Genomic DNA, 21,887 nt, shown 5'->3' on the forward strand with positions numbered 1-21,887 from the left:
ATACTACTGTCGAGAGACCGTCACAGATACACCTGCGTCGCTCGCTGTTTCTGTACTGGTTGCTGTGCGCGCCACTCTCTGAGAGGATTCTGGGGTAAGCAACACTTGTGCCGGTATATCCCAATAACTTATGACGCTATTCGTCTCTCCTACCGATGTGATTTATAGAAATAGTATTGTGCTATCGGTCCAAAACTGTTAATTACACCCGTCGATTACTCTCTACTGAAGCAGTGCATGAAACAATCACAACTACACAACACTGGCGGTGAGACACGATGGTAACGCTTGGTAGCTATCCACCGGCCATGGAGGCGGCCCTCCTCATCGGTGCAGTCCTCGTGGAGGCGCTTGTTCTCTACGTCGGCTACGGCGCGATGGAACAGTTCGTTGGACCACAACTGCTCGACCGCATCACACAGACATAGATGGATATCTTCGGACTCAGTCTGGCGTTACTCGTCCTGTTTGTCGGGTTTGGGCTGCTCATCGGCATCCTGTTTGGCTTCTTCGGGATGGGTGGCTCGTTTCTCGTCACGCCGGCGTTGCTGGTGATGGGGTACGACTCTCGGGTCGCCGTCGGGAGTGGGCTCGCGTTCGTGTTCGGTACGTCGGTCATCGCGACGCTGAAACATCGCGACCTCGGGCAGGTCGACTACAAGCTCGGGGTGTTGATGATTGCGGGGACGACCGCGGGCATCGAGGTCGGTAAGGAAGTGGTGCTCCACCTCGAAGAGCTGGGACTTGCAGGCAGCATCATCAGCGTCACCTACGTCGTGTTGCTGGGAGGTATCGGCGTCTTTGTGACCTACGAGTCGGTGAAGGGCAGCGACGGCGGCCCCGACCATGAGGCGGCTGACGAACCGGCCGATGCAGAGGATATCCCCGACATCGCGAAGACGATTCAGTCATACCGGGTACCGCCGATGATAGCTCTCAGGGGCGGCGTCAGGGTGTCGCTGTGGATGATTCTCGGCGTTGCCTTCGCCACGGGACTGTTGTCAGGATTCCTGGGTGTCGGGGGCGGCTTCATCCGGATGCCCGCACTGTTCTATCTCATCGGCGTGCCGGTCCCGGTCGCCGTCGGGACCGACCTCTTCGAGATTGTCTTCTCGGGCGGTATCGGGAGTTTCACCTACGCGCTCGACGGCGGTGTCAATCTGCGCATCGTGTTGCCGTTGCTGGCCGGGAGCGCGCTCGGCGCGCGCATCGGGTCGGCCGCGACGAGCATCGTCGACGAGGACGAAATCAAGGTCTACTTCGGCGTGATGCTCCTTGGCGGCGCTGTCGCTGTTGCCGTCCGCGAAATCGGGAATGTCTACGGTATCGGCGTGTTCGATGTCGTCAGCCTGGTGTTGATTCTCGGCTCGGCGCTGCTGGTCAGCGGTGCTGTCGTCTACAGCACGGTGAGCGAGCTCCGAGACCGCGAGACGGTCACAGCAACGGCCGCCGACTGATTGAGACGGTCGTTCCGTGACCGGCTCCCGAAGCTCGGTGTGTCGAGTGGGTCTCTGTTCGACCTGCGGCCTCCTTCACACCAGAGTATCCCAGGGTTCTACAGGATTGTGCAATCTATGCAAATTCTTTTAACAGCGTGGCCCCTATCTCCTGATACGACAGATGCCAGATTCGATGTCTGAACAGCTACGACAGGATATGCAGTGTGAGGGGCTGCTCGAGTGTTTCCACGGGCTCAAACAGCTCGACAAGGATGTCTTCCGGGTGCTCGTCCAGAGCGAGGAGCCACAGACCGTCGACGAGATTGCCGAGCGCGTCGACAGAGAGCGCTCGACTGCCTACCGGGCGGTCCAGCGGCTCATCCAGGCCGGCTTCATCCAGAAAGAGCAGGTTAACTACGACCAGGGCGGCTACTACCACGTCTACCGGCCGACCGACCCCTCCAAGATCGCCGACAACATGCAACGACTCCTCAACGACTGGTACGCGAAGATGGGCCAGCTCATCCAGGAGTTCGAGACGAAATACGAGGAGGACACATCCTCGATGCAGTCGGTCGAAGGGTAGTACACCTGCTGTGTGTGGGTTTCGCCCCCGGCGCTGCTGAAAATCAGACGTTCTCTTGTATTGTGCAATCTCTACAAAACCCTTAACTACGACCAGAGCCAACGAACAGGTGATGGCAACCGATACTGCGACAGATGCTGCTGCGCCCGAGGAACCGCTACACATCGACGGCGAGGCTGAACTCGACGAGACCGTCGCCGACTACGATGTCGTACTCGCTGACTTCTATGCCGACTGGTGTGGTCCCTGTCAGATGCTCGAACCGATTGTCGAGACGCTCGCGGCCGAGACCGACGCGGCCGTCACCAAGGTAGATGTCGACGCGAACCAGCAACTCGCCAGCGCATACGGGGTCCGTGGCGTCCCGACGCTCGTACTGTTTGCGGGCGGCGAACAGGTCGAGGAGATAGTCGGTGTCCAGGGAGAAGACGAACTGCGCTCGCTCGTCGAGAGCTACACCTAATTCTACAGGCGGAGCAGGCCGAGTGCCTCGGGGCTTGACCCCGAGGGTGAAGGCCGTAAGCCCCACTAAACGTGTTCCGTTCGCTCGATGTACTGTTCAATCGTCTCGGTCGAAACGTCACCAGCCGTTCCGACGTAGTACGATTCCTCCCAGAACCCACCACCCCACAGGTACTCTTGTAACAGAGGTTCGTGTTGTTCCCACATCTCCCGCGACGTGATGCTCTTGACCGTTCGCACAATTTCGCTCGGCGCGTGTTTCGGATGGGCTGACAGAAACAGGTGTACGTGGTTGGGAGAGATGTGCAACGACAGTATCTCGTAGCCGTACTTGTCGCATACATCACGGAAACTCGACTCCAGCGAATCCTCGATTGGTTCGAGAATCGCGTGGCGGTACTTCGGACACCACACGAAGTGGTAGTTGACGTTGTACACCGTGTGGTTCGACCGCTTTTCGCCCATACCTACCAGTACAACGACCAATCAAAGGTATTCTTTGAAGTGACCTACAGACAACCACCAGTAGACTTTTAAGCGTGGAGGAGCAAGGAGTAGACGTGACGAAGCAACTCAAGGTATCCGATTCCGTGTACGACGACCTTGACGAACTCAAGGACGAGGAGGGCCACACGAGTTTCGACAGCGTACTCCGAACGCTCCTCCTTCACTACCGTCACGTCCAACCCAACGACCAAGAATGACCAACGAACAGGCTCTCGTCAAGACGCTGGACTTCCAACTCGACATCCAGAGTGACAACGAGAGCCTGCTCCGTGACGCTTGTCTCGAATCGCGCTCGGTGTACAACGAAACCATCCAGCTCGCCAAACAAGGTGTGAATTGGGACGCGATTCCCGACCGCGTGGCCGACGACGCCAACCTCGTGAAGAACACGACTCAGCGCGTCGTTGCGAAGGCTCTCGGGGCGATGGAGAACTACTACGAGTACGACGACTTCGGTCAGCCGAGTCACACCAAAGACGGCGCGTACCCGCTTCGTGCGAACTACGAGGAAGGGTACAACTTGTCGCTTACCGACGACGGCGACGTGGCGTTCCGCATCAGCGCGAAACCGTACAAGCACGTCAAAGGCGTTCTTAACGGCGACGACGCTCATCTCGACATTCTCAAGACCGCGCTTACGAGCGACGACTGGAACATTGGGACAGCAGAAGTCCTGTTCCACAACGAGAACGCCGAGTTGCACGTCAACGTCACGAACACCGAGCAAACTGTTCGTGACAAGCAGGACTCACGGACGGTCGTCGGTGTGGACGTGAACGAGGATAACGTCGCGTTGACCGCGCTGAACGAAGATGGCGTCGAAGATACGTTGGTCATCGACTTCCCCGAAATCAAGTTCGAGCGCCACCGCTACTTCACGATGCGAAAGCGTGTGCAGAACGCGGGGAAAGACAGTGTTCACGACACGTTGGAAGGACGTGAGGAACGGTTTGTCCGCGACAGACTCCACAAAGTGTCTCGGCACATCGTGGAGTGGAGTCGTCAGTTCGAGAAGCCGTGTATCGTCTTTGAAGACCTCAAAGAGATGCGCGACAGTATCGACTACGGCACGCGGATGAACCGACGCTTGCACCACCTCCCGTTCCGCGCTCTCCAATACTACACGTCATACAAGGCGTCGTTCGAGGGCATTCCAACCGCGTGGATTAACCCCGAGTACACCAGCCAGCGGTGTCCGATATGTGGGCATACGGAGCGAGCGAACCGCAACAAGAAGCGGTTCAAGTGTCGGTCGTGTTCCCATCAAGACCACAGCGACCGTGGTGCAAGCGTCAACATCGCCGTGAAAGGCATCAAGAAACATCAGGACTGGAATGTGCCTGCTCTCAACAGCCTTCCCGTTGTTCGGAAGGTGCGACGACAGGCATCGGGGGCCGTGGACGCCCCGACCGTGACCCACCCGACCGTTCGAGGCTATCAGGCCGATGGTCGCGTGGGAGTGTCCGACTAATCCACGGGAAGCCTCGGGGCTTGACCCCGAGGCGGTTCACGTTACTCTTCTGTCGTGCGGACGTTCTGGCCGCGAGGATCGCCAAACGGTTCGTCGGCGTCGCGCTCGAAGACCTGTTCTCCACGGACCATCGTCCACTCGGGAAACAGTCCATCCCATCCCTCGAAGGGCGTCCACGGGCAGTTCGTGTGTAGCGCGTCTGCTCGTATCTCGGTGACTGCGTCCGGGTCGACCAGCACGAGGTCGGCGTAGTTCCCCTCGCGCACACGGCCGCGGTCCGGAAGGTCGAACACGTCCGCGGGGGTCGCCGCCGTCAGGTCTCGCACCCGCTCGTAGCTCAGACGGCCACGCTCGGCCTCGACAAGCAACAGCGGCAGGACAGTCTCGACGCCCGGGACACCACTCGGCGCGTCCCAGACACCGACGTCTTTCTCTTCGGCGGTGTGTGGTGCGTGGTCGGTCGCAATCATGTCGACGGTGCCGTCGGCGACGCGCTCGTAGACGCGCGAGCGAAGCGTATCCCGGCGTAGCGGCGGGTTCATCACGCCGTGGGTGCCAAGCTCGGAGAGATACTCGCGGGAGAGAAAGAGGTGGTGTGGCGTCACCTCGCAGGTCATTCCGTGTTCGGCGGCGATGTCGATTCCCTCTGGTGTGCTGGTGTGTGCGACGTGAATCTGGATATCTCGCTCGGTCGCCAGCTCGCAGGCCCGCCGAACGGCCTCCTGTTCTGCCTGTGGTCGGCGGTAGGCACTCCAGGCGTCGGCGTCGTCGCGCTCTCTGGCGCTCTCGTTGAACAGCGTCTCGTCCTCGGCGTGGACGGTGACGGTCACGTCGTGCTCGCGTGCCTGTTCGAGCGCCTCGGCATACAGCGAGGTGTCGATACCCATCTCGCCGGTCGAATCAGCCAGAAATACCTCGCCGAGGGCGAACAGCGGCCGGTCGAACAGCGTTGCCGGCTCCCAGTCGGCGGTGACGCCGCCGTTGATGCCGAAATCGATGTGGGCCTGTTCGGCGTAGCCGAGTTTCTCGTCGACGGCCGCCCCGTCGACTGTCGGCGGCTCGGTGTTCGGCTGGTCGACGACCGTCGTGACGCCGCCGGCGGCGGCGCTTTTCGTTCCCGTCTCCCAGGTCTCTTTGTGGCCGAATCCCGGCTGGCGGAAGTGGACGTGGACGTCAATCATCCCCGGCAACAGCCGTTTCCCCGTCGCGTCGAGGACGCGCTCGTCGTCGGCATCGAGTCCGTCGCCGACGGCGGCGATACGCTCCCCGCTGACGCGAACGTCTCGGGTGTCTCCCTCCGCAAGTGTCGCGTTCCGAATGAGCATATCCACGCTCTACACCGAGGGGTGGTAAGTCTCCCGGACGACCGCTACACGCTGTCGACGGTCGGGTCGTCGCCGGCGAGGTGGTGGATTACTGCGTCGACAATAGCTCCTGTCTCGCCGCCGGCTCTGGCGATACTCCCGACGGCGTCGCGCTCGAATTCGACGGCGAGGGCGTCGTAGAGGGGCGCGAGCACGTCGGCGACGGCCGCGTGGTCTTCCACCATCAAAATCCCGGAGGTAACGGCCACGTCGCTGTGGACACGCTGTGCGAGGCCTGCTATCTTCCCCGCCGCAGAAAGCGAGTGTGTTCCCGGACAGAAGGAACCCTCGGGCTCGCCCTCGTCGGCGTCGACACCAACCTCGCTGAGGGCGGCGTTCACCCGGCCGGTCACGCGGTCGTAGCGCTCGGTGATGCCGGTTCGGGAGTCCTCGACCGGCTCTGTCACCGCGAAGGCGACAGTGTTGCCGGTGAAGGCGACGGCGTGGCCGCCGACGCTGCGCTCGGCGATTGGGTAGCCATGGTCCGATGCAATCTGGCACGCCCGCTCGTAGCCGTCTCGGTTGCTGTCCCGTCGGCCGAATGCGACGTTTTTCGGTGGTCGCCAGACCCGGACGCCACCCTCGCCGGTCTCGCGGGTCCGCTCGACGAGGTCGTCGGTCACTGCCAGGTCGGCCGAGAGCTCCTCCTTGCGGCCACGTAACGCGTACATGCTCACTCCCGGCCCGTCACCGAGACGGGAGCCATTAGCGGGTAGCCGTCGACCAGTTCCATCTCTGCGACGACGCGGACGCCTTCGTACTCGATTGTCAACTCGACCTCGATGAACTCGCCGGTGAGTTCGGTGTAGCTCGCCGGGCCGTCGGCGATTTCGGCCGCGAGACGGTCGGTGTCTGGCGTGACCGTCACGTCGACACAGTGTGGCTGGTTTTCGATTGCCTCTTCCATCGCTCGCGCGAGCGACGGCGCGCTCTCGGGGCTGACCGGCGTCCCCGCGAACTGGTGGTACAGCGAGCCGAATTTGATGCCCGCCTCGAAACAGGCCGCCTCCGCGTTGGTCGGTGTCGTGTCGGTCATGCTCGGTCGGCTCGTTCATTGGTGACGAACGCGTATCTACCCGTCGGTCCCGGCGACGGGCGACTCTGCTGTGCCAGCCACATCCTGTCTGGCTTCGCCCTGGAGGGGGACTGTCACGTTGATTGTCGTCCCATCGTCGTCTGTCGACGCCGTCACAGAGCCACCGAGCGAGACGGTGAGCCAGTTTATCAGCCACAGCCCCAGCCCGCTGCCGTGATGGAGCTGGTCTTCCCCACCCTTTTCGAGAAAGACCAGCTCCTGGTCGGAGATGCCCGGCCCGTCGTCCTCGACAGTCATCGTCAGCCGACCCTCCGCTGTCGTCAGCCGGACCCGCACGTCGACCGCCGAGGGCGGGGCGTCGCTGTGGACGAAGGCGTTCTCGACCAGCTCCGTGAGCACCTGCTTCAGCTCCGAGTAGACCTGGCTGTCGGCCACCTCCTCGTCTGATGCGATCGTACAGCTCCCCCCGTGTTCGCGTGCGGTCTCCTCTGCCACCGCGGCCAGCTCCTCGCCAGGGACGTACACTGTCCCAAGCGCCTCGGCAGAGAGGGACTGTTCGATGTCTCGGGCGGTCTCGGAGTGGTCTGCGAGCGCTGCGGTGCGTTCGCTGATGGTGTCCAGCGAGTCCTGTATCTCCGGGGAAATCGCGCCGGTCTGCTCTGCAATCCGGTCGGCGAGCAGGCTCCTATGGCCGTCGATGACGTTTATCGAGGTGCGAAGGTTGTGACGCAACACGCGATGGAGCACCGACAGCCGCTGTTCACGCAGGAGCTTGTCGGTCACGTCGAGCTGGATGGCGACGAACGCGACCGGCTCGCCGTCCTCATCGGTGACCGGCGCAATCGTCTGCTGTGTGATATAGCGGTTGCCGTGTTTGGTCTCGTTGATAGACTGCTCCTCGAAGACGTTGCCCGCGAGAATCGTCTGCCACAGCCGCTCGTAGTGGCCCTCGCTCATCTCGCCGGAGTTGAGTATCCGTGGGTTCGAGCCGACGGCCTCCTCGGCGGTGTAGCCGGTGAGTGTCTCGAAGGCCGGGTTGACGTACTGTATCGTTCCCTCTGTATCGGTGATGAACATCGCTGCTCCCGCGTGGTCGATTGCCTTCTTGTACTGGAGTGCCTCCCGGTGGGCATCGATGCTCTCGATGGTTTCGGGGATGCGCCGACAGATCTCCTCGATGAGCTGGCGCTCGGCCTCGTCGAACCCCGTCGGGTCGGTCGTGTAGATGCCCAGCACGAACTGCTGTTGTTCGTCGAAACACACGGGAACCGCGAGACAGGCGGTGATGCCGTGCGCACTCGCCCGTCGGCTCCACGCCGCGTCGGTCGTCTCTGTCTGGACCTCGTGGCTGTGCTCGCGGGCTGTTGCGGCCCGGACCGGCTCGTCTTCGCGCGCTGCACTCGCTGCCCACTCCGCGTAGGCCGTCGCCGTGCCGACGGCCGTCTCGCTGGCGTCGGGCATCTCCTGGTCAGTAATGCCAAGCCCTGCGACAGTTCGGGACTGGTCGCTGTTGCTCGGGGACAGGCGGACGAGCGCGTAGGCGTCGACGGACTCGAACCGTTCGGGGACGTTCTGGACGAACTCCCACGGGTCGGTGACGTTGACGAGTGCCTCGCTGATCTCCTGGTAGATGCCCGTCAGCTCTTCGAGACGCGTGGCTCTGGTCACGTCTTTCAGGGTGATACTCTCCTCGGCGATGAGCGCGTCTGGGGCCGTCGACCGCGTTGCCTCGTACGTTCTGGTGTGGCCCGCGACCGTTCTCGTCACGCGCTGTGTTTCGCCCGGAGACAGCGCCGTGAGCTCGGCGTCGATCTCGTCGAGTGGCGCACGTGGAATCTGTTCCAGTCCCAGCACGGTGGCCGCTTGCTCGTTGTAGTCGATGACGATGTCGGCGTCGTCGAGCACGAGCCCGCCGTCAGAGAGGTTGTCGGCGAGCGCGGAGTGGTCGGGCGAGCTGTGCTGGGTGAACTCCGCTCGGGCATAGAACAGCACACCGAGCGCGAAAACGGCCACACCCAGGGGCTCGTAGTTGATGAACACGAGCGGGTCGACGAACCGCGCCAACGCGAACGGGACGGCCGGAAGTCCGGTCGCGATGACCAGCGCGTACAACAGCAGCGGGTGGCTTTTGGTGGTCCCACTCTTGCGGGTGAACGACTCGAACAGCCAGAGAAAGCCGACACCCGCTGCCGTGTAGGCGAAGCCGGTTACGACCCAGTGTGGGGTGTAGTATATCGGCGTCAGGTGTCTGAACGGCTCGGCCGTAACCGCCATGTCGAAATACGCCCCGTGAAGCGGATTCGTCAGTTTCGCGCCGATAATTGTGAGGAAGATGACCGCGCTGGTGAGTCGGACCGCGCGGTGGCGGTGGTATCGACGGCCTGCATATGCGGACGCGAATCCCAGCCACGCGAACACCGTTGCGATACCGACGACGAGCGCGGCGGTGTGTGTCGCTCGCGCTCGTGGTCCTGCCTGGAGTGCCAACTGAATCGCCGTCAACAGCGACCACGCGCCGCTCAACACGAGCAACCACGCCAGACTCAGGCGCGTGTCGGGATGGTCGAGCGACCGGACGCCGAGCAGTCCCAGTAGACAGATAATACCGGTTACTGCGAACACGAAAATATATGCCAGCTGTAGCATGTGATATACGGTCGACTCCTGTCGACCTGTCTCCCCTGTGGTCCGGACTATCTGCTGGATATACGTAAACTATCGTCCAATTCCCACCAACCGGAAACTACCCCTGTGTGCCTTTGGTGTGAATCGTGTGCTACTTATTTCGTCTCCCGCTTGGTGTAACTGAATGGACGACCCGGTCTTACTCACGGGAGCGGGCGGACACGTCGGGCGGACTGTCTACGAGCGCCTGGCCGAACAGTACGACTGGCGGCTCATGTATCACACCCAGCCCACCGAGGAGCCCGGCGCTCCCTATTTCACCGGCGACGTGCAAGAGCCCGAAGACGTACGCCCTGCGATTGCCGAGGCGGGCGCGGTTGTCCACCTCGCGGGCGACCCCCGGCGCGGAGCCCCCTGGCGGAGCGTTCTCGCGAACAACATCGACGGCACGCATACGGTCTACGAACTCGCCGTCGAGCACGATGTCGACCGCGTGGTCTTTGCCTCCTCGAACCACGCCGTCGGTGCCTTCGAGACCGACGAACGAACTCCCGAGATGTACCGGGCCGACGACGACGTTCGCCTCGACGGCACCGAGCTCCCTCGCCCCGGCAACAAGTACGGCATCAGCAAGGCGACCGGCGAGACAATCGGTCGATACTACCACGATGAGTACGGCATCTCGGTCTGTAACATCCGCATCGGCAACCTCAACGAGGACCACCCGCCAATCGACTACGAGCGGGGCCAGGCGATGTGGCTCTCGCCTCGGGACTGTGCCCACATCCACGACCGCGCGCTCCAGGCCGACTACGACTACGAAATCGTCTACGGTATCTCAGATAACGACCGGAAATATTACTCGCTAGAACGCGCTAAAGGGGCACTTGGCTACGAGCCACGGGACAACTCCGCGGAGTGGGACGGCGCGGAGAAGGTTTCGTGACCTGTTGCTCCTGAACTGCGTTTCAGCAATCACTTTTGACCCCATCTCTCGTAGCCGTCGGCATGAGCGATACCGTTCTGATTGTCGGCGTCGGCGAGACGATTGGCGAAGCGACAGCGCGACAGCTACACGGTGCGGGCTACGATGTGGGCCTGTTCGCCAGGTCAGCGCCCTTCATCGAAGAACTCGCAGCGGACCTCGGGGCGGGCGCGGTTGCGGTCCCAACGGACATCACCGACATGGCGGCGGTCGAGGCCGGCGTCGAGCGCGTCCAGGCGGAACTCGGCCAACTCGGCGCGGTCGTCCTCAACGCCAGCGCCGGCGGCGGCCGACCAATCGAAGACGCGAGCGTCGACCGCCTCCAATCGATGCTCGACGTTCGGGTCGCTGGTTCGCTTGCCTGCGTCCAGGCCGCACTCCCGGACCTCCGGGAAACTGAGGGGACGGTCGTGTTCAGCGGCACGACCTACGCAGAGGAGACCGCGCCCGAGCAGGTCGAGTGGGGTGCCGTCGCGCCGGCCACACAGGGACTTGCGGCCACCCTCGACGCCGCGCTCGGAGCGGTCCAAGTCACGTACGTCAGCATCGGTACCGGAATTGCACCAGCCGACACGGACGCCGGACAGCGCCTCGACGCTGACGAACTCGCGGCCGTCTACCAGCAACTCATCGAGCGCGACCGGGCGGTGACACGGAGACTTGATGTCCGCCTCCGGGAGTGACAGGTACAAGAGCGATTTGACCCGTCACCACTGCCTTTTTATTCACCGACGTAGCCGACGGTATGGACCGCCGACGATTCCTCGCCACCGCCTCTTCACTCGCAGGTGTCGCGCTCGCAGGCTGTCTGAGCAGCGACCCCGACTCGACGGAGCCGACCGAGACGACGCCGACAGCCACGCCTGCCTCGGACCCGTCCGCAACCGCCACTCCGGAGTGGGTCTCGGACCCTTGTGGCTCTCCCCCCGAAATCGACGGACTGCCAGAGCCACCGGAGACGCGAACACAGGACCGTGTCGTCGACTACGTGACCGAGTTTGAGCGGACCTACACCGTGGCGACCAGGGACGGGTACGACGAGATTGAGGGGGTCAGTGTCACTACCACGGAAGAGACAGACAACGGCTACCGAATCGAGCTTGCTGTCGAGGGAAATACGGAGACGCCGGGAGCCAACGAGACGCCACAGCCAGTCGACGCGACTGCACATCGCGCGACGTATCGGCTGTCGAAGAATCATCTGCTTCGCGAACATCAGGGATACGCCGCCGGTCGAACGCTCTCAGAAGACTGCTGGGCGGTCAGAACTGACTGACAGGTCGTCGGTTCTGATAACCCCTCAGACTGGGTCCATGCCCGCGTCCTCGCGCAGGACGTTGATGTACTTCTGGAAGCCGGCTTCGAGGTCGTACTCGGGGTCGTAGCCGAGGTCCTCTTGGGCTTTGGTCATGTCGAGGTTCTGTGTCCAGGGCAGTTCGCCCTCGTCGGAGACCTCGATGTCGGCGTCGGGGACGATGTCCTCGACGGCTTCGGCGGCCTCACGAACAGTCGCCAGGACGCCACGGACGTTGTACACGCGCTGGGACAGCTCCGACTCCGGCGTGAACGCGCCCTTGCGGAACGCCTGGGCGATGTCTTCGACGTGTTGCCAGTCGATGGCCTGGTCGCCGTACTCGACGCTGTAGGACTCACCCAGCGCGGGCTTTTCGATGATGTTCGCGAGAAACGCCGAGCCGCCAGTCTCGCGGTAAGGGCCGTAGGCGACCGTCGGGCGCAGGGCCACGTGGTCGAGGCCGTAATCCTCCTCGTAAATCCGGGCCTGGTGTTCGTTGTACTCCTTGGTCGCGCCGTAGAGCGTGTCGGGGTAGACGAGTTCCTCTTCGTCAATCCACTCGGCGTCGTAGTTGTGGGGCGGAGCGTACACCGCCGCCGAGGAGGCCCAGGCGACGCGTTCGACCTGGTCGTCGAGCGTGCGCGCAGCCTCGAAGATGTTGTTGGTGCCCGTGATGTTGACGTCGGCGGCCATCCGCGGGTTGTCGCGGGCGGTCGTCGTCAACAGCGCGGCCAGGTGGACGATGTGGGTCGTCCCCGTTTCCTTGACAGCCCGAATCACGTCCGTCGAGTCAGCGATATCGCCCCGGCGGATCTCGGTCTCCTCGGCGACGCCGAGTTCTTCGAGGATGCTGGTATCGGTCGAGATGTCGTAGGCAACCACATCGTGACCCTGATCCAGCAGGTCCGCGACGACGTACGAGCCGATGAAGCCGGTACCACCAGTGACGAGGACAGTACTGTCGCTCATACCTACACCTGCACGGGCATCCGTGGTTAGTGCATCGATATTTTGGCGGTCGGCTCTGGATGCACGATTCGTGGGATAGCTGGCTTGTGTCGGTATTTCAGGCGGTTTAACGGTATCTCACTCGGAGAACATCGGGAACAGACGGGCTTTTGAGCGTTGCGTGCCGATAGACGGTATGAACATCGACCTGTCGGATATCGAGGCCCGAATCGAGCGCGAAATCGACGACGCCGAGGCGTCGGTCACACAGCCACGCGGCCCCGAGGACGACGACCACCTCGCGGCAACGGTCGTCTCGCCGGCCTTCGAGGGCGAAACGCTCGTCGACCAACACGAGATGGTTTACGACGCACTCGACGAGTACATGACGACCGAGATTCACGCCCTCGAACTGAAGACGTACACGCCCGAGCAGTACGATTAGCTGTCCAGAAGTCCTTTGCTGTTCGGACACTAACCGTGGATGATGACATTTGACCCGAACCAGAGCCTTCCACAAGAGGAAGTCGACGAAATCGTAGAGACGGCAATCGACAAGAACGAGGTTGTCCTGTTTATCAAGGGCACGAAACACATGCCTCAGTGTGGGTACTCCGACCGCGCGTTGAGTCTGGTCGGCCAGTACCGCGAGGAGTTCGAGGTCGTTGACGTGCTCGACTCACTCGAGGAGTTCAGGGCCGCTCTCGAAGCACACAGCGGCTGGGAGACCATCCCACAGACGTTTGTCGACGGGGAGTTCGTCGGTGGCAGTGACGTGCTCTCGGAACTCGACGAGCGGGGCGAACTCGAAGCGACTGTCGCCTGATCAGGGAAGCATACTCGTTCCGCCGTCACCGCCTTCGAGCACTTCGATTTCGTATCCTGCATCCTCTAATGCGTCGAGCAACGCAACGACGTGGTTGTCGCCGCGGGTTTCGAGGTCGATTTCGACCTCTGTTGCCGACATCGAGATATCCCGCGAGGTGCGGTCGTGCTGGATGGCGTAGATGTTCGCCTCTTTTTCCGAGATGATGTCGATCAGCCCGTCGAGCGCGCCCGGTCGGTCCGGGAGCACGGTCCGGATGCGGAGATACCGACCAGTCTCGACCAGGCCGCGCATGATGACTGTCGTCAGCATGTTCATATCGATGTTGCCACCACACAGCGTCGGCACGATGGTCTCGTCGTCCTCGTAGTCGAACTTTTGGGCTAGCAGTGCGGCGAGTGCCACCGCGCCCGCGCCTTCGGTAAGCGTCTTGCTCCGTTCGAGCAGAGTCGTTACGGCGACGGCAATCTCGCCGTCCGAGACCGTCACGACCTCGTCGACGTGCTCTTCGATGACCTGGAAGGTCTTCTCGCCAGTGGTCCGGGTGGCAATACCGTCGGCGATGGTCTCGACGCTGTCCAGCTCGATACGTTCGCCCTTGTCCAGCGAGGGCGCGACACTCGATGCGCCCTCGGCCTGGACGCCGACCACGCGCAGGTCGGGCTTTCTGCCCTTGAGTGCCGTCGCAACCCCGGAGATGAGGCCGCCGCCGCCGATTGGCACGACTACGGTGTCGACTTCGGGGAGTTCGTCGTAGATTTCAAGACCAATCGTTCCCTGGCCGGCCATCACCTCCCAGTCGTCGAAGGCGGGGAGGTAGTAGCGCCCCTCCTCGCGTTCAAGTTCGCGGGCGTGTTCGGCGGCCTCGTCGTAGTCGACGCCGTGGAGGATCACCTCCGCGCCGTAATCTTCCGTCGCCTGTATCTTCGAAATTGGCGCACCTTCGGGCATCACCACCTTGGAGTCGACGCCCATGCGGGTGGCCGCGAGCGCCACACCCTGCGCGTGATTGCCTGCACTTGCAGTCACGACCCCTGGGTCACGATCCGCTTCGGGGAGTGTCGCAATCCTGTTTGTCGCCCCGCGTATTTTGAACGAGCCGGTCCGCTGGAGCATCTCCTGTTTCAGGTGGACATCTGCACCTGTTATATCCGAGAACGTATTCGAGTAGACGAGCGGCGTCTCACGGGACGTTTCGGCGACCCGGTCCTGTGCCGCGAGAACGTCAGCTAACTCAAGCATGTTCTGCCCGTTTGCGTGGGTGCGTGTTAGTGATGTCGGGACCGGAAAGAAAGCGGAACGTGTGACATGCAGTCGCGACTGCGTGCGTAGGGTTGCCCTCGGGGTACTTAAAACATCGTGCCGGTATCAAAATCGAAAACCGCTTGACTGCAAGCTAATATGCCGTCTGTCTGACGGTGAGACGACGCCCGTCTGTCTTATAAATAGGTGGCGATAATTCGTGCTTCGTTTCGGTTGTTGATCCGGTGTCGCCGGATTAATTCTATATCGCGACATATGATTTACAAACATTTGCCAAGGCGTCCCTGGCCTGGAGTCGTTGTCAATAGTCGGTAACACGAGGTATGGATTGTCGCTACACTCTTGAGGGCGTAGCCGCACGCACAAGTATGGATTCCGGGGTATCAGAACACGTCGACTTTGTGTCCGGCCAATGGGGTTCTCACAGAACTTGGGGGCACGTCGATCAGAAAACCCGAAATCGCTGACTGAACCGACACGGCACGCTCGACAGTTAGCCGCGTGATACGGGAGTTGACCGAGGCAGCCCTTGTCGAACGCGGCGACGGCAAGTACGTCACGGCGACGTTGGGATAGTTTGCCGCTTTAGATCAGGGCTGTGACCCTCTCTTTCTCATCGTGTTTCTTGTGGATCGTTGCTGCCATAGTTTCACTTATCTCCCGTAGCAGACTCTGAAACGGGCGGTTCGCTAAACCGGTCTGAACATTACCGCAACGACCATACCCAGTGGGCGACGTACACCTATCCGCGATTGCCGTCGATAGCTGACTTCCTCATCCCGGCGTTCGGGGTTTGCGACGGTCTTGAGCCGCCGCGTCTCCGATGGCGTGGTGTCTGTCCACGGCCCTGAACACATGTCAGATGGTACCAGATGTTATACTATGGGGGTCGCTCGCCGACATATCACTGCTGCCATCTGCTCTGTCATCGCCGCCTCCCAAACTGTCGCCGCCGATGCAGCCAGCGGTCTACCCGATGACCGACGCGTGTGTCCTATGTTGCTGCTTGCAGCCTGTCCCATGGCTGCGGTGATTGACTCACAGACCCCTGCCTGAGTAGCTCGCTTATGATGTGAGTAAGCGTCCCCTCTTCACTGGCCTGTCCGTTCACTTTTGCCACTATTTATATGATATAGTAGTAAATGATATACAGAAATCCTGGTCAACGTTGCGTGGTGGTCGTCAAAACCGTGCCAGTCCTTCCGTGAGGAGCTACTTAATACCGCGACCACTCGCATCCACCTTCGGAGAATTATCAAATCGGCCATCTCCGCCTGCGCCCTGGCAATCTCAGATTGGAAAGTGTTTTAGGCTGCCCTAAACAACGGGCAGAGGATGATGGCCGAGTGCTTAAGCGAGAAGTCGGCGGACGGGGAGACCGACGGGCTGGCTGCCAGTGCAGTCGAAGCCGTGGCATTCCTCGCTCGTTCGGAGCACCGCCTTCAGGTGCTCGATCTATTGGCTGACAGCAGTTGCTCTCGCGGGGAGTTACGCGGGCAAACGGATGCAACGCGGGTAACGCTGAGCCGCATCCTCGGGGATCTTGAAGAGCGAGGGTTCATCGAGCCACGCAACGGCAATCACGAGTACGAACTGTCCAGCTTCGGTGAACTCGTCCACCGAGACTTCGTTCGACTACTGGACACAGTGTCGGTCGGACAGACCTATCCGGACCTGGTCTCGCGACTCCCGACCGACTGGTTCGACTTCGACACCCAGTGCCTCGTTGACAGCGAACACGTTCATCGGAACAGTGCGGACCCACTCGCGGCCGCCCGTGTCATCGCGAACGCCATCAGAGATGGCTCCTCGTGTAAGTCGCTCGTCGGAACGTTCACTTCGCTTCCGATGCACGCATACGAGGAGGATGTCCGCACCGGAGGTGATACTGATGTACGTGTCGTCTTCGATTCGAACGTGACTGAAACGATGCTCGAGGATCCGTCGCTCCGAACAAAGTGGCAGAAGATCGAACGCGCAACAGAGTCAACGGTCTACTACAGCCACGGCGAACGAGTCCCTTGTACTATCGACCTAATCGACGGCGAAACCGTGTTTCTTACTGTCGACCGCGACGAGGAGGCTGGGTTCGATATTATCTCGTGTTCGCATCCGGATGTGGTCGCGTGGGCTGCCCGAGTAATCAGCGAGTACCGCAATCAAGCGGTGCCGCTCAGTCAACAGGTCAGCAACGCAACGTAGCGGGGAGCGCTACCATCGTGTGTAACACACCGTGAACATTGTTCGTACCGTGTCAACTCGAACAGTGAGAATCACTAAATTGATTTAGGCCTGCCTAAATCATATGGTACGTAGACGCCAGGTACTCGCAGGTAGCGCAGGTCTCCTCGCAACAACACTCGCCGGCTGCACGAACAACAGCGACAGCGAAGACAGTACCAAGACGGGGGAATCAGACACCCCGGCCGCGACGGAAACTGAGGAGACAAATGCGAATCCGACGCCGTATACCGTCGAAATGGAACCAAACGACCCCTATACGTTTGAAACGATTCCGGAGACCTACGGTGTCGGAACTAGCCCCTTCATGGATATGGGTATGGCACTCGGAATTCATCCGACATCGACCACCGGCCTCGAACGGGCTCCACTGAAGTTTTACGACCTCCTCGAGCTTGGGTTCGACGAGAGCAAGATTACCAAACTCGCCAGCGACGCCGAGTCTGGCTACGACAAAGAGAATTTCTATGCCGCAGACGCCGATATCTGGCTCATCTCGCGAAAAACCATCGGCCGGTACGTGAACTGGGAGAGCTCCGACTTTGAGGACGTCGAGTCCCAGACTGGTCCGTTCCTTGGCACCACCCTCCGATTTGCACCGCAGTCTGCCGTTAAGGAGGAATCGAACCCATACACGATGTACGAGGCCTTCGAGAAGGTCGCAGAGATGTTCCAGCGCCAACAGCAGTTCCAGGCGTGGCAATCGCTACACGACGACCTCATGAACACTATCGAGGAAGGGCTCCCGCCGGAGGACGAACGCCCCACGGTCGCCGCCATCTGGCGCGGTGTCAGACCGGACACCGGGCGGTTCCGCATTGCGCCCCTCCACTGGCTTGGCAACAACACTAAGTCCTACTACCGGCTCGGTATGCGGGACGCCTTCGAGGGCCAGTATCCGGACGGTCCGGTCGGCTACGAGGAGCTTCTCCGTGTTGACCCCGACTACATTGGCGCTGTCGGCGCACTCACCTCTGCAACACACGAGGAGTTCGTCAACACCGTCATCGAGCCGTTTGAGAACAACGAGAGCGGCCAGCAACTCAGCGCCGTCCAGAACGGTAACGTCATCCGGAGTGGCGGGCAGTACATGGGGCCTATCGTCGACATGTTCTCGACTGAGGCTGTCGCGAAGCAGGTCTATCCCGACGAATTCGGCGGGTGGCCCGGTCCGGTCGGTGACCTTTCGGAAGACGAGCAGCTCTTCGACCGTCAACGTCTTCTGGACATCATTAGCGGAGATCTGTAGTATCGATGGCAACACTGCTCGACCGACTTGCGAACCGCCGAGCGGCGGCCAGCCGCTGGTACGCCGACTCGACGCTCGCGGGCGTCGTGCTCGGGAGCATCGCGGTGTTAGTCGGAGCGACACTCCTCCAGGTGAGCTTCGGCGCGTTCCCACTGACACTCGGCGAAGCCTGGGGAGCCGTCTTCGACCCCGAAATCGTGTTCAGCATAGAGGCCTGGCAGTCGTTCTTGCTCGGCGCTGACGGTCCCGAATGGTTCACCCAACGGCAACACATTGTCTGGAACATCCGGCTGCCGCGCATTCTCGTCGGCGTGCTTGTCGGCGCAAACCTAGCGGTCTCCGGCGCTATCTTCCAGATTATCACGCGGAACGAACTTGCCAGCCCATACATTCTCGGCGTCAGTGATGGTTCCGGTCTCGTCGTCCTGGTCGTCCTGACAGCCTTCTCCGAGTTGCTCCCGTTCGTACCGATGCTGGCTGCGCTTGGCGGCGGCGCGGCGTTTCTCCTGGTGTACGTTATCGCGTGGAAAAACGGCACCAGCCCCGTTCGACTCGTGTTAGCAGGTGTTATCGTCAGCACAGTGTTCGGGTCGGTACAGCGTGCACTGTTTTTCTTCATCGACGACCTCAGTACGGTGATGTCGGCACAGGCGTGGCTCTCGGGGTCGCTTTTGAACACGGACTGGGGCGAGGTCCGCATCGCACTTCCGTTCACGGTGGTGGCGCTCGTGCTCGCGTTCGTGGTGACCAACGAACTGGACGTGCTTGCGCTCGGCGAGGAGACTGCTGACTCTCTCGGCATGCCCGTCGAGAAGATGCGGTTCGCAGTCGCGGGTATCGCTGTGTTGTCGACAGCGGCCGCTATCGCTGTCGCAGGGCTCATCGGGTTCGTCGGGCTCATCGTCCCACACATGGTGCGAAACGTCGTTGGTGGGGACTCGCGACAGCTATTGCTCGGATGCCTGTTCCTCGGACCAGCGCTGCTAGTCGGTGCGGATGTCGGTGCTCGCCTCGCGCTTAGCCCGATTCAACTCCCCGTCGGTATCATCACGGGACTGGTCGGCGGCCCGTACTTCCTCTATCTGATGCGAAAGACAGAAAATTTGGGTGAGGTCTGATGCAGAGGAATGAACTGTCACGTGAGCGCAGCCACGACTCGTCAGGTACGGCGGAGCGGGCATCGCAGACAGCACTCGATGTAGACGAACTCGTCGTCGGCTATCCACGTGCCGACGAACCGGTTATTGACGGGCAAACCCTCGCGGTCCCCGAGGGAGAGGTGACGGCGCTTATTGGTCCGAACGGCAGCGGGAAGTCGACGCTGCTGAAGGGGCTTTCGAACCGGCTGGAACCTGACGGCGGGCGCGTACTGCTGGACGGTCGGCGCGTCGATTCGTTCGACTCGAAAGAACTCGCACGGAAACTCGGCCGCCTCTCACAGCAGAATACTGCGCCAGACAGCATCAGTGTCGAAGAACTCGTCGAGCGCGGTCGCTACCCCCATCAGGGGTTTTTCGAGTCCCAGACGGCAGACGATGAGGACGCCGTCGACGACGCCATTGCGATGGCCGGCGTCGAACACCTCCGCGACCGCAAGATCGGGACACTCAGCGGCGGACAGACCCAACTCGTCTGGATTGCGATGGCGCTTGCCCAAGACACTGATGTATTGTTGCTGGACGAGCCGACAACGTTCCTCGACCCGCGCCACCAGCTGGAGGTGATGCGGGTTGTAGAGAGGCTCCGCGACGAAAGTGAGACGACGGTCGTGCTTGTCCTTCACGACATCTCGCAGGCGGCACGCTACGCCGACAACGTGGTCGCACTCAACGAGGGCTCGATTCACGCCAGCGGTCCGCCCGAGGCAGTCGTGACGGCTGACCTTCTCGCAGACGTGTTCGGTATCGACTCGGAGGTCATCGAGACCGAACACGGTCCCGTGGTAATTCCGCTGGGTTCAATCGAAGATCCTGGCTGTGGGTCAAGCGGGAACTGAGGCACACGGGATCCGTTCGAAAGTAAGCTTTCTGACTGTGGCTCGAGTCACCACGAAACTCCTTCTGGAATGCTGGTCCGAGACGAGACACAATGCTCTTGCCTGTCGGGGCAAGCCCTTCGAGCATGATTCGCATCGTCTGGGGGACCGGGACCGCCAGCACAGAGAAAGCCTCCTTCGACGAGGCGCTGGCGGCGGCGAACGTCCACCAGTACAACCTTCGTGAACTCTCATCGGTCATTCCCGTCTCTGTGCCCGTCGAGATGACCGGGACCGCACCGGAGTTGGGTCCAACCGGGGACGCCCTCGATGCGGTGGTCGCCCGCCAGACCAGCCCGCCAGACACCAGGGCTGTTGCGGGGCTTGCGTGGGCACGCAGCGACGACGGGTCCGGTGTCTTCTACGAGGCAGATGGGACTGACCCGGCGTCTGTCCGGGAGCGCCTCACCCGCGGTATCGAACACGGCTGTGCGCTACGTGACATCGACGCCGATATCGAAACACACGTCGTCACCGCCGAGCCCGCCAGCCAGTACACGACGGCGGCGGTTCTCGCCGTCTACGGCGAGAGCGAACGACTCGTGTGAGAGCGGCCGCCTACGCGAGGACGCTCTGGACGTTCGCGACAAGTTCGCCGGGCGACAGAGACTTGAAGGAGCCGTCGGCCAATGTGAGCCGCTGGCGCGGTCGCCCGACACCGATGTTCTCGCTTTCTGTCGTGACGACGCCGACATCTTCGAGCTGCTGTTTCAGCTTTGAGACCGTTCCCTGGGTTGCAAGCGTCGTCGTCTCGGCCCACTCGACGACATCCCGCAACAGCAGGTCGTGTTTGGCCCCGATGAGTAGCCCGACAGTCACCGGTTCGAGTCTGCCGTCGGGCGCGCGGGTCCCGACCGCGGCGTAGGCGCTGTCGAGGTCCTCGCTGACCTCTGGTCCCAGTTTGTGGTCGGCCAGTGCCAGCAGCCGCGAGTACGGCGGCGTGTCGATGGACTCGGGAATCCCCATCTCCCACTCGGTCTCGTATTTCTCCCACAGCCGACCCACAATCTCTTCGTCTTCAATTTCGGTCTGGACGGTCTCCTCACCCGATAGCGGAAGAACCGATATGGCTCGCTCTGGACTCACCAGTACGGTCGGCGTATCTCCTGTGTCGTCGGTACCTGCCCGTATCGATAGCTGACCGTCTGCGGCCAATTCGCTTGCTTTCGTAGCAACGAGAAAGTCACTCTCGAGCTGTTTGAGCGTCTCTCCGTCACAGAGCCACTCTACGGTCGTGTCGTTGTCGTCGCTTTCCTGTAGCGTCTTGATGACTGCAACGAGAAATGCACTGTTCGCGCTCTTACTACGCCACCGCTGTGCCGATGTGCCGACGATACACTCGGACACACAGTCCGAATACGTCTTCACCCCGATAGAATCCATATCTATCACTGACAGATTTAATCGAATAAATGTGACGATGTATAGGACACATATTGTTCAATATCTCTTTGTACAACCGCGCTTTATTGAATGTATGTTTGATTTATTTTCCTTATTTTGTAATTGTATCCTCAATGTGATATTTTTACCGACGGAAGCCGGGGGATAGTTGA

At 61.2% G+C, this 21,887-nt stretch carries 24 protein-coding genes; 16 read left to right on the forward strand and 8 right to left on the reverse strand.

Going from position 1 to position 21,887, the window contains the following annotated elements:
- Positions 1 to 278 precede the first annotated feature (278 nt).
- From OSC37_RS10200 to trxA, 4 genes are all read left to right on the forward strand, one after another.
- On the forward strand, positions 279 to 428 hold the full coding sequence (locus OSC37_RS10200; RefSeq protein WP_267161370.1) for a DUF7512 family protein: 150 nt from the start codon (positions 279 to 281) through the stop codon (positions 426 to 428).
- On the forward strand, positions 429 to 1,457 hold the full coding sequence (locus OSC37_RS10205) for a sulfite exporter TauE/SafE family protein (protein WP_267161371.1): 1,029 nt from the start codon (positions 429 to 431) through the stop codon (positions 1,455 to 1,457). It begins immediately after the preceding gene.
- A 163-nt stretch (positions 1,458 to 1,620) separates the two neighbouring features.
- A complete protein-coding gene (locus OSC37_RS10210) occupies positions 1,621 to 2,025 on the forward strand; it encodes a helix-turn-helix domain-containing protein (RefSeq protein WP_267161372.1) in 405 nt (134 codons plus the stop codon).
- A gap of 112 nt (positions 2,026 to 2,137) precedes the next feature.
- Entirely contained in the window at positions 2,138 to 2,488 is a 351-nt protein-coding gene (trxA, locus tag OSC37_RS10215; RefSeq protein ID WP_267161373.1) for a thioredoxin, read from the forward strand.
- 65 nt (positions 2,489 to 2,553) lie between these two features.
- Here the strand turns inward: trxA and tnpA are convergent, their stop codons facing one another.
- Entirely contained in the window at positions 2,554 to 2,952 is a 399-nt protein-coding gene (gene tnpA / locus OSC37_RS10220) for an IS200/IS605 family transposase (protein WP_267161374.1), read from the reverse strand.
- A 95-nt stretch (positions 2,953 to 3,047) separates the two neighbouring features.
- On the opposite strand from tnpA, the gene OSC37_RS10225 reads away from it, so the two are divergent.
- Together OSC37_RS10225 and OSC37_RS10230 are read left to right on the forward strand one after the other, a co-directional pair.
- Positions 3,048 to 3,191 carry a hypothetical protein gene (locus OSC37_RS10225; RefSeq protein WP_267161375.1) on the forward strand — a complete coding sequence of 48 codons (144 nt, stop codon included), beginning with the start codon at positions 3,048 to 3,050 and terminating at the stop codon, positions 3,189 to 3,191.
- Positions 3,188 to 4,465: an RNA-guided endonuclease InsQ/TnpB family protein gene (locus OSC37_RS10230; protein WP_267161376.1), complete on the forward strand. Its 1,278-nt coding sequence runs from the start codon at positions 3,188 to 3,190 to the stop codon at positions 4,463 to 4,465. Before OSC37_RS10225 ends, OSC37_RS10230 begins: the two co-directional genes overlap by 4 nt.
- 41 nt (positions 4,466 to 4,506) lie before the next feature.
- Here OSC37_RS10230 and OSC37_RS10235 read toward each other — a convergent pair whose 3' ends face one another.
- From OSC37_RS10235 to OSC37_RS10250, 4 genes are read right to left on the reverse strand one after another with little or no spacing between them, the layout of a single operon-like run.
- Positions 4,507 to 5,790: a dihydroorotase gene (locus OSC37_RS10235; RefSeq protein ID WP_267161377.1), complete on the reverse strand. Its 1,284-nt coding sequence runs from the start codon at positions 5,788 to 5,790 to the stop codon at positions 4,507 to 4,509.
- 44 nt (positions 5,791 to 5,834) lie between these two features.
- A complete protein-coding gene (locus OSC37_RS10240) occupies positions 5,835 to 6,500 on the reverse strand; it encodes a lipoyl protein ligase domain-containing protein (protein ID WP_267161378.1) in 666 nt (221 codons plus the stop codon).
- A gap of 2 nt (positions 6,501 to 6,502) precedes the next feature.
- A complete protein-coding gene (locus tag OSC37_RS10245) occupies positions 6,503 to 6,865 on the reverse strand; it encodes a dihydroneopterin aldolase family protein (RefSeq protein WP_267161379.1) in 363 nt (120 codons plus the stop codon).
- Positions 6,866 to 6,901: 36 nt separating this feature from the next.
- The gene (locus OSC37_RS10250; protein WP_267161380.1) at positions 6,902 to 9,487 is read right to left on the reverse strand and encodes a PAS domain S-box protein; all 2,586 of its coding nucleotides are present in this window, start codon (positions 9,485 to 9,487) and stop codon (positions 6,902 to 6,904) included.
- 187 nt (positions 9,488 to 9,674) lie between these two features.
- Here OSC37_RS10250 and azf point away from each other — a divergent pair, with 187 nt between their 5' ends.
- The 3 genes from azf to OSC37_RS10265 all read left to right on the forward strand — a co-directional run bounded on the left by azf (position 9,675) and on the right by OSC37_RS10265 (position 11,751).
- Entirely contained in the window at positions 9,675 to 10,436 is a 762-nt protein-coding gene (gene azf, locus OSC37_RS10255) for an NAD-dependent glucose-6-phosphate dehydrogenase Azf (RefSeq protein ID WP_267161381.1), read from the forward strand.
- A 62-nt stretch (positions 10,437 to 10,498) separates the two neighbouring features.
- Positions 10,499 to 11,158 carry an SDR family oxidoreductase gene (locus tag OSC37_RS10260; protein WP_267161382.1) on the forward strand — a complete coding sequence of 220 codons (660 nt, stop codon included), beginning with the start codon at positions 10,499 to 10,501 and terminating at the stop codon, positions 11,156 to 11,158.
- 62 nt (positions 11,159 to 11,220) lie between these two features.
- Positions 11,221 to 11,751 (forward strand): hypothetical protein, encoded by a 531-nt coding sequence (locus OSC37_RS10265; RefSeq protein WP_267161383.1) that lies wholly within the window; start codon positions 11,221 to 11,223, stop codon positions 11,749 to 11,751.
- Positions 11,752 to 11,775: 24 nt separating this feature from the next.
- Here the strand turns inward: OSC37_RS10265 and OSC37_RS10270 are convergent, their stop codons facing one another.
- Positions 11,776 to 12,738, reverse strand: coding sequence for an NAD-dependent epimerase/dehydratase family protein (locus OSC37_RS10270; RefSeq protein ID WP_267161384.1), 963 nt, complete (start codon positions 12,736 to 12,738; stop codon positions 11,776 to 11,778).
- A gap of 175 nt (positions 12,739 to 12,913) precedes the next feature.
- Between OSC37_RS10270 and OSC37_RS10275 the strand changes: the two genes are divergently transcribed.
- Both OSC37_RS10275 and OSC37_RS10280 read left to right on the forward strand, forming a co-directional pair.
- The gene (locus tag OSC37_RS10275) at positions 12,914 to 13,162 is read left to right on the forward strand and encodes a BolA family protein (RefSeq protein ID WP_382185589.1); all 249 of its coding nucleotides are present in this window, start codon (positions 12,914 to 12,916) and stop codon (positions 13,160 to 13,162) included.
- Positions 13,163 to 13,204: 42 nt separating this feature from the next.
- Positions 13,205 to 13,543, forward strand: a complete 339-nt coding sequence (locus OSC37_RS10280) for a glutaredoxin family protein (protein WP_267161385.1) — start codon at positions 13,205 to 13,207, stop codon at positions 13,541 to 13,543.
- Here OSC37_RS10280 and ilvA read toward each other — a convergent pair whose 3' ends face one another.
- Positions 13,544 to 14,785 (reverse strand): threonine ammonia-lyase, encoded by a 1,242-nt coding sequence (gene ilvA, locus OSC37_RS10285; protein ID WP_267161386.1) that lies wholly within the window; start codon positions 14,783 to 14,785, stop codon positions 13,544 to 13,546. It lies immediately after the preceding gene.
- 1,356 nt (positions 14,786 to 16,141) lie between these two features.
- Between ilvA and OSC37_RS10290 the strand changes: the two genes are divergently transcribed.
- From OSC37_RS10290 to OSC37_RS10310, 5 genes are all read left to right on the forward strand, one after another.
- Positions 16,142 to 17,008, forward strand: coding sequence for a helix-turn-helix transcriptional regulator (locus OSC37_RS10290; protein WP_267161387.1), 867 nt, complete (start codon positions 16,142 to 16,144; stop codon positions 17,006 to 17,008).
- A gap of 103 nt (positions 17,009 to 17,111) precedes the next feature.
- On the forward strand, positions 17,112 to 18,296 hold the full coding sequence (locus OSC37_RS10295) for an ABC transporter substrate-binding protein (protein ID WP_267161388.1): 1,185 nt from the start codon (positions 17,112 to 17,114) through the stop codon (positions 18,294 to 18,296).
- A 5-nt stretch (positions 18,297 to 18,301) separates the two neighbouring features.
- Positions 18,302 to 19,414 (forward strand): FecCD family ABC transporter permease, encoded by a 1,113-nt coding sequence (locus OSC37_RS10300; protein ID WP_267161389.1) that lies wholly within the window; start codon positions 18,302 to 18,304, stop codon positions 19,412 to 19,414.
- Complete coding sequence (locus OSC37_RS10305) at positions 19,414 to 20,292, forward strand: ABC transporter ATP-binding protein (RefSeq protein WP_267161390.1); 879 nt, start codon at positions 19,414 to 19,416, stop codon at positions 20,290 to 20,292. Before OSC37_RS10300 ends, OSC37_RS10305 begins: the two co-directional genes overlap by 1 nt.
- Before the next feature lie 125 nt (positions 20,293 to 20,417).
- Positions 20,418 to 20,879: a pyruvoyl-dependent arginine decarboxylase gene (locus OSC37_RS10310; RefSeq protein ID WP_267161391.1), complete on the forward strand. Its 462-nt coding sequence runs from the start codon at positions 20,418 to 20,420 to the stop codon at positions 20,877 to 20,879.
- A 10-nt stretch (positions 20,880 to 20,889) separates the two neighbouring features.
- Here OSC37_RS10310 and OSC37_RS10315 read toward each other — a convergent pair whose 3' ends face one another.
- On the reverse strand, positions 20,890 to 21,714 hold the full coding sequence (locus OSC37_RS10315) for a transcriptional regulator TbsP domain-containing protein (RefSeq protein ID WP_267161392.1): 825 nt from the start codon (positions 21,712 to 21,714) through the stop codon (positions 20,890 to 20,892).
- Between the last annotated feature and the right edge of the window lie 173 nt (positions 21,715 to 21,887).

Source organism: Halovenus salina, from assembly GCF_026410925.1.
Classification (GTDB): Archaea; Halobacteriota; Halobacteria; order Halobacteriales; family Haloarculaceae; genus Halovenus; species Halovenus salina.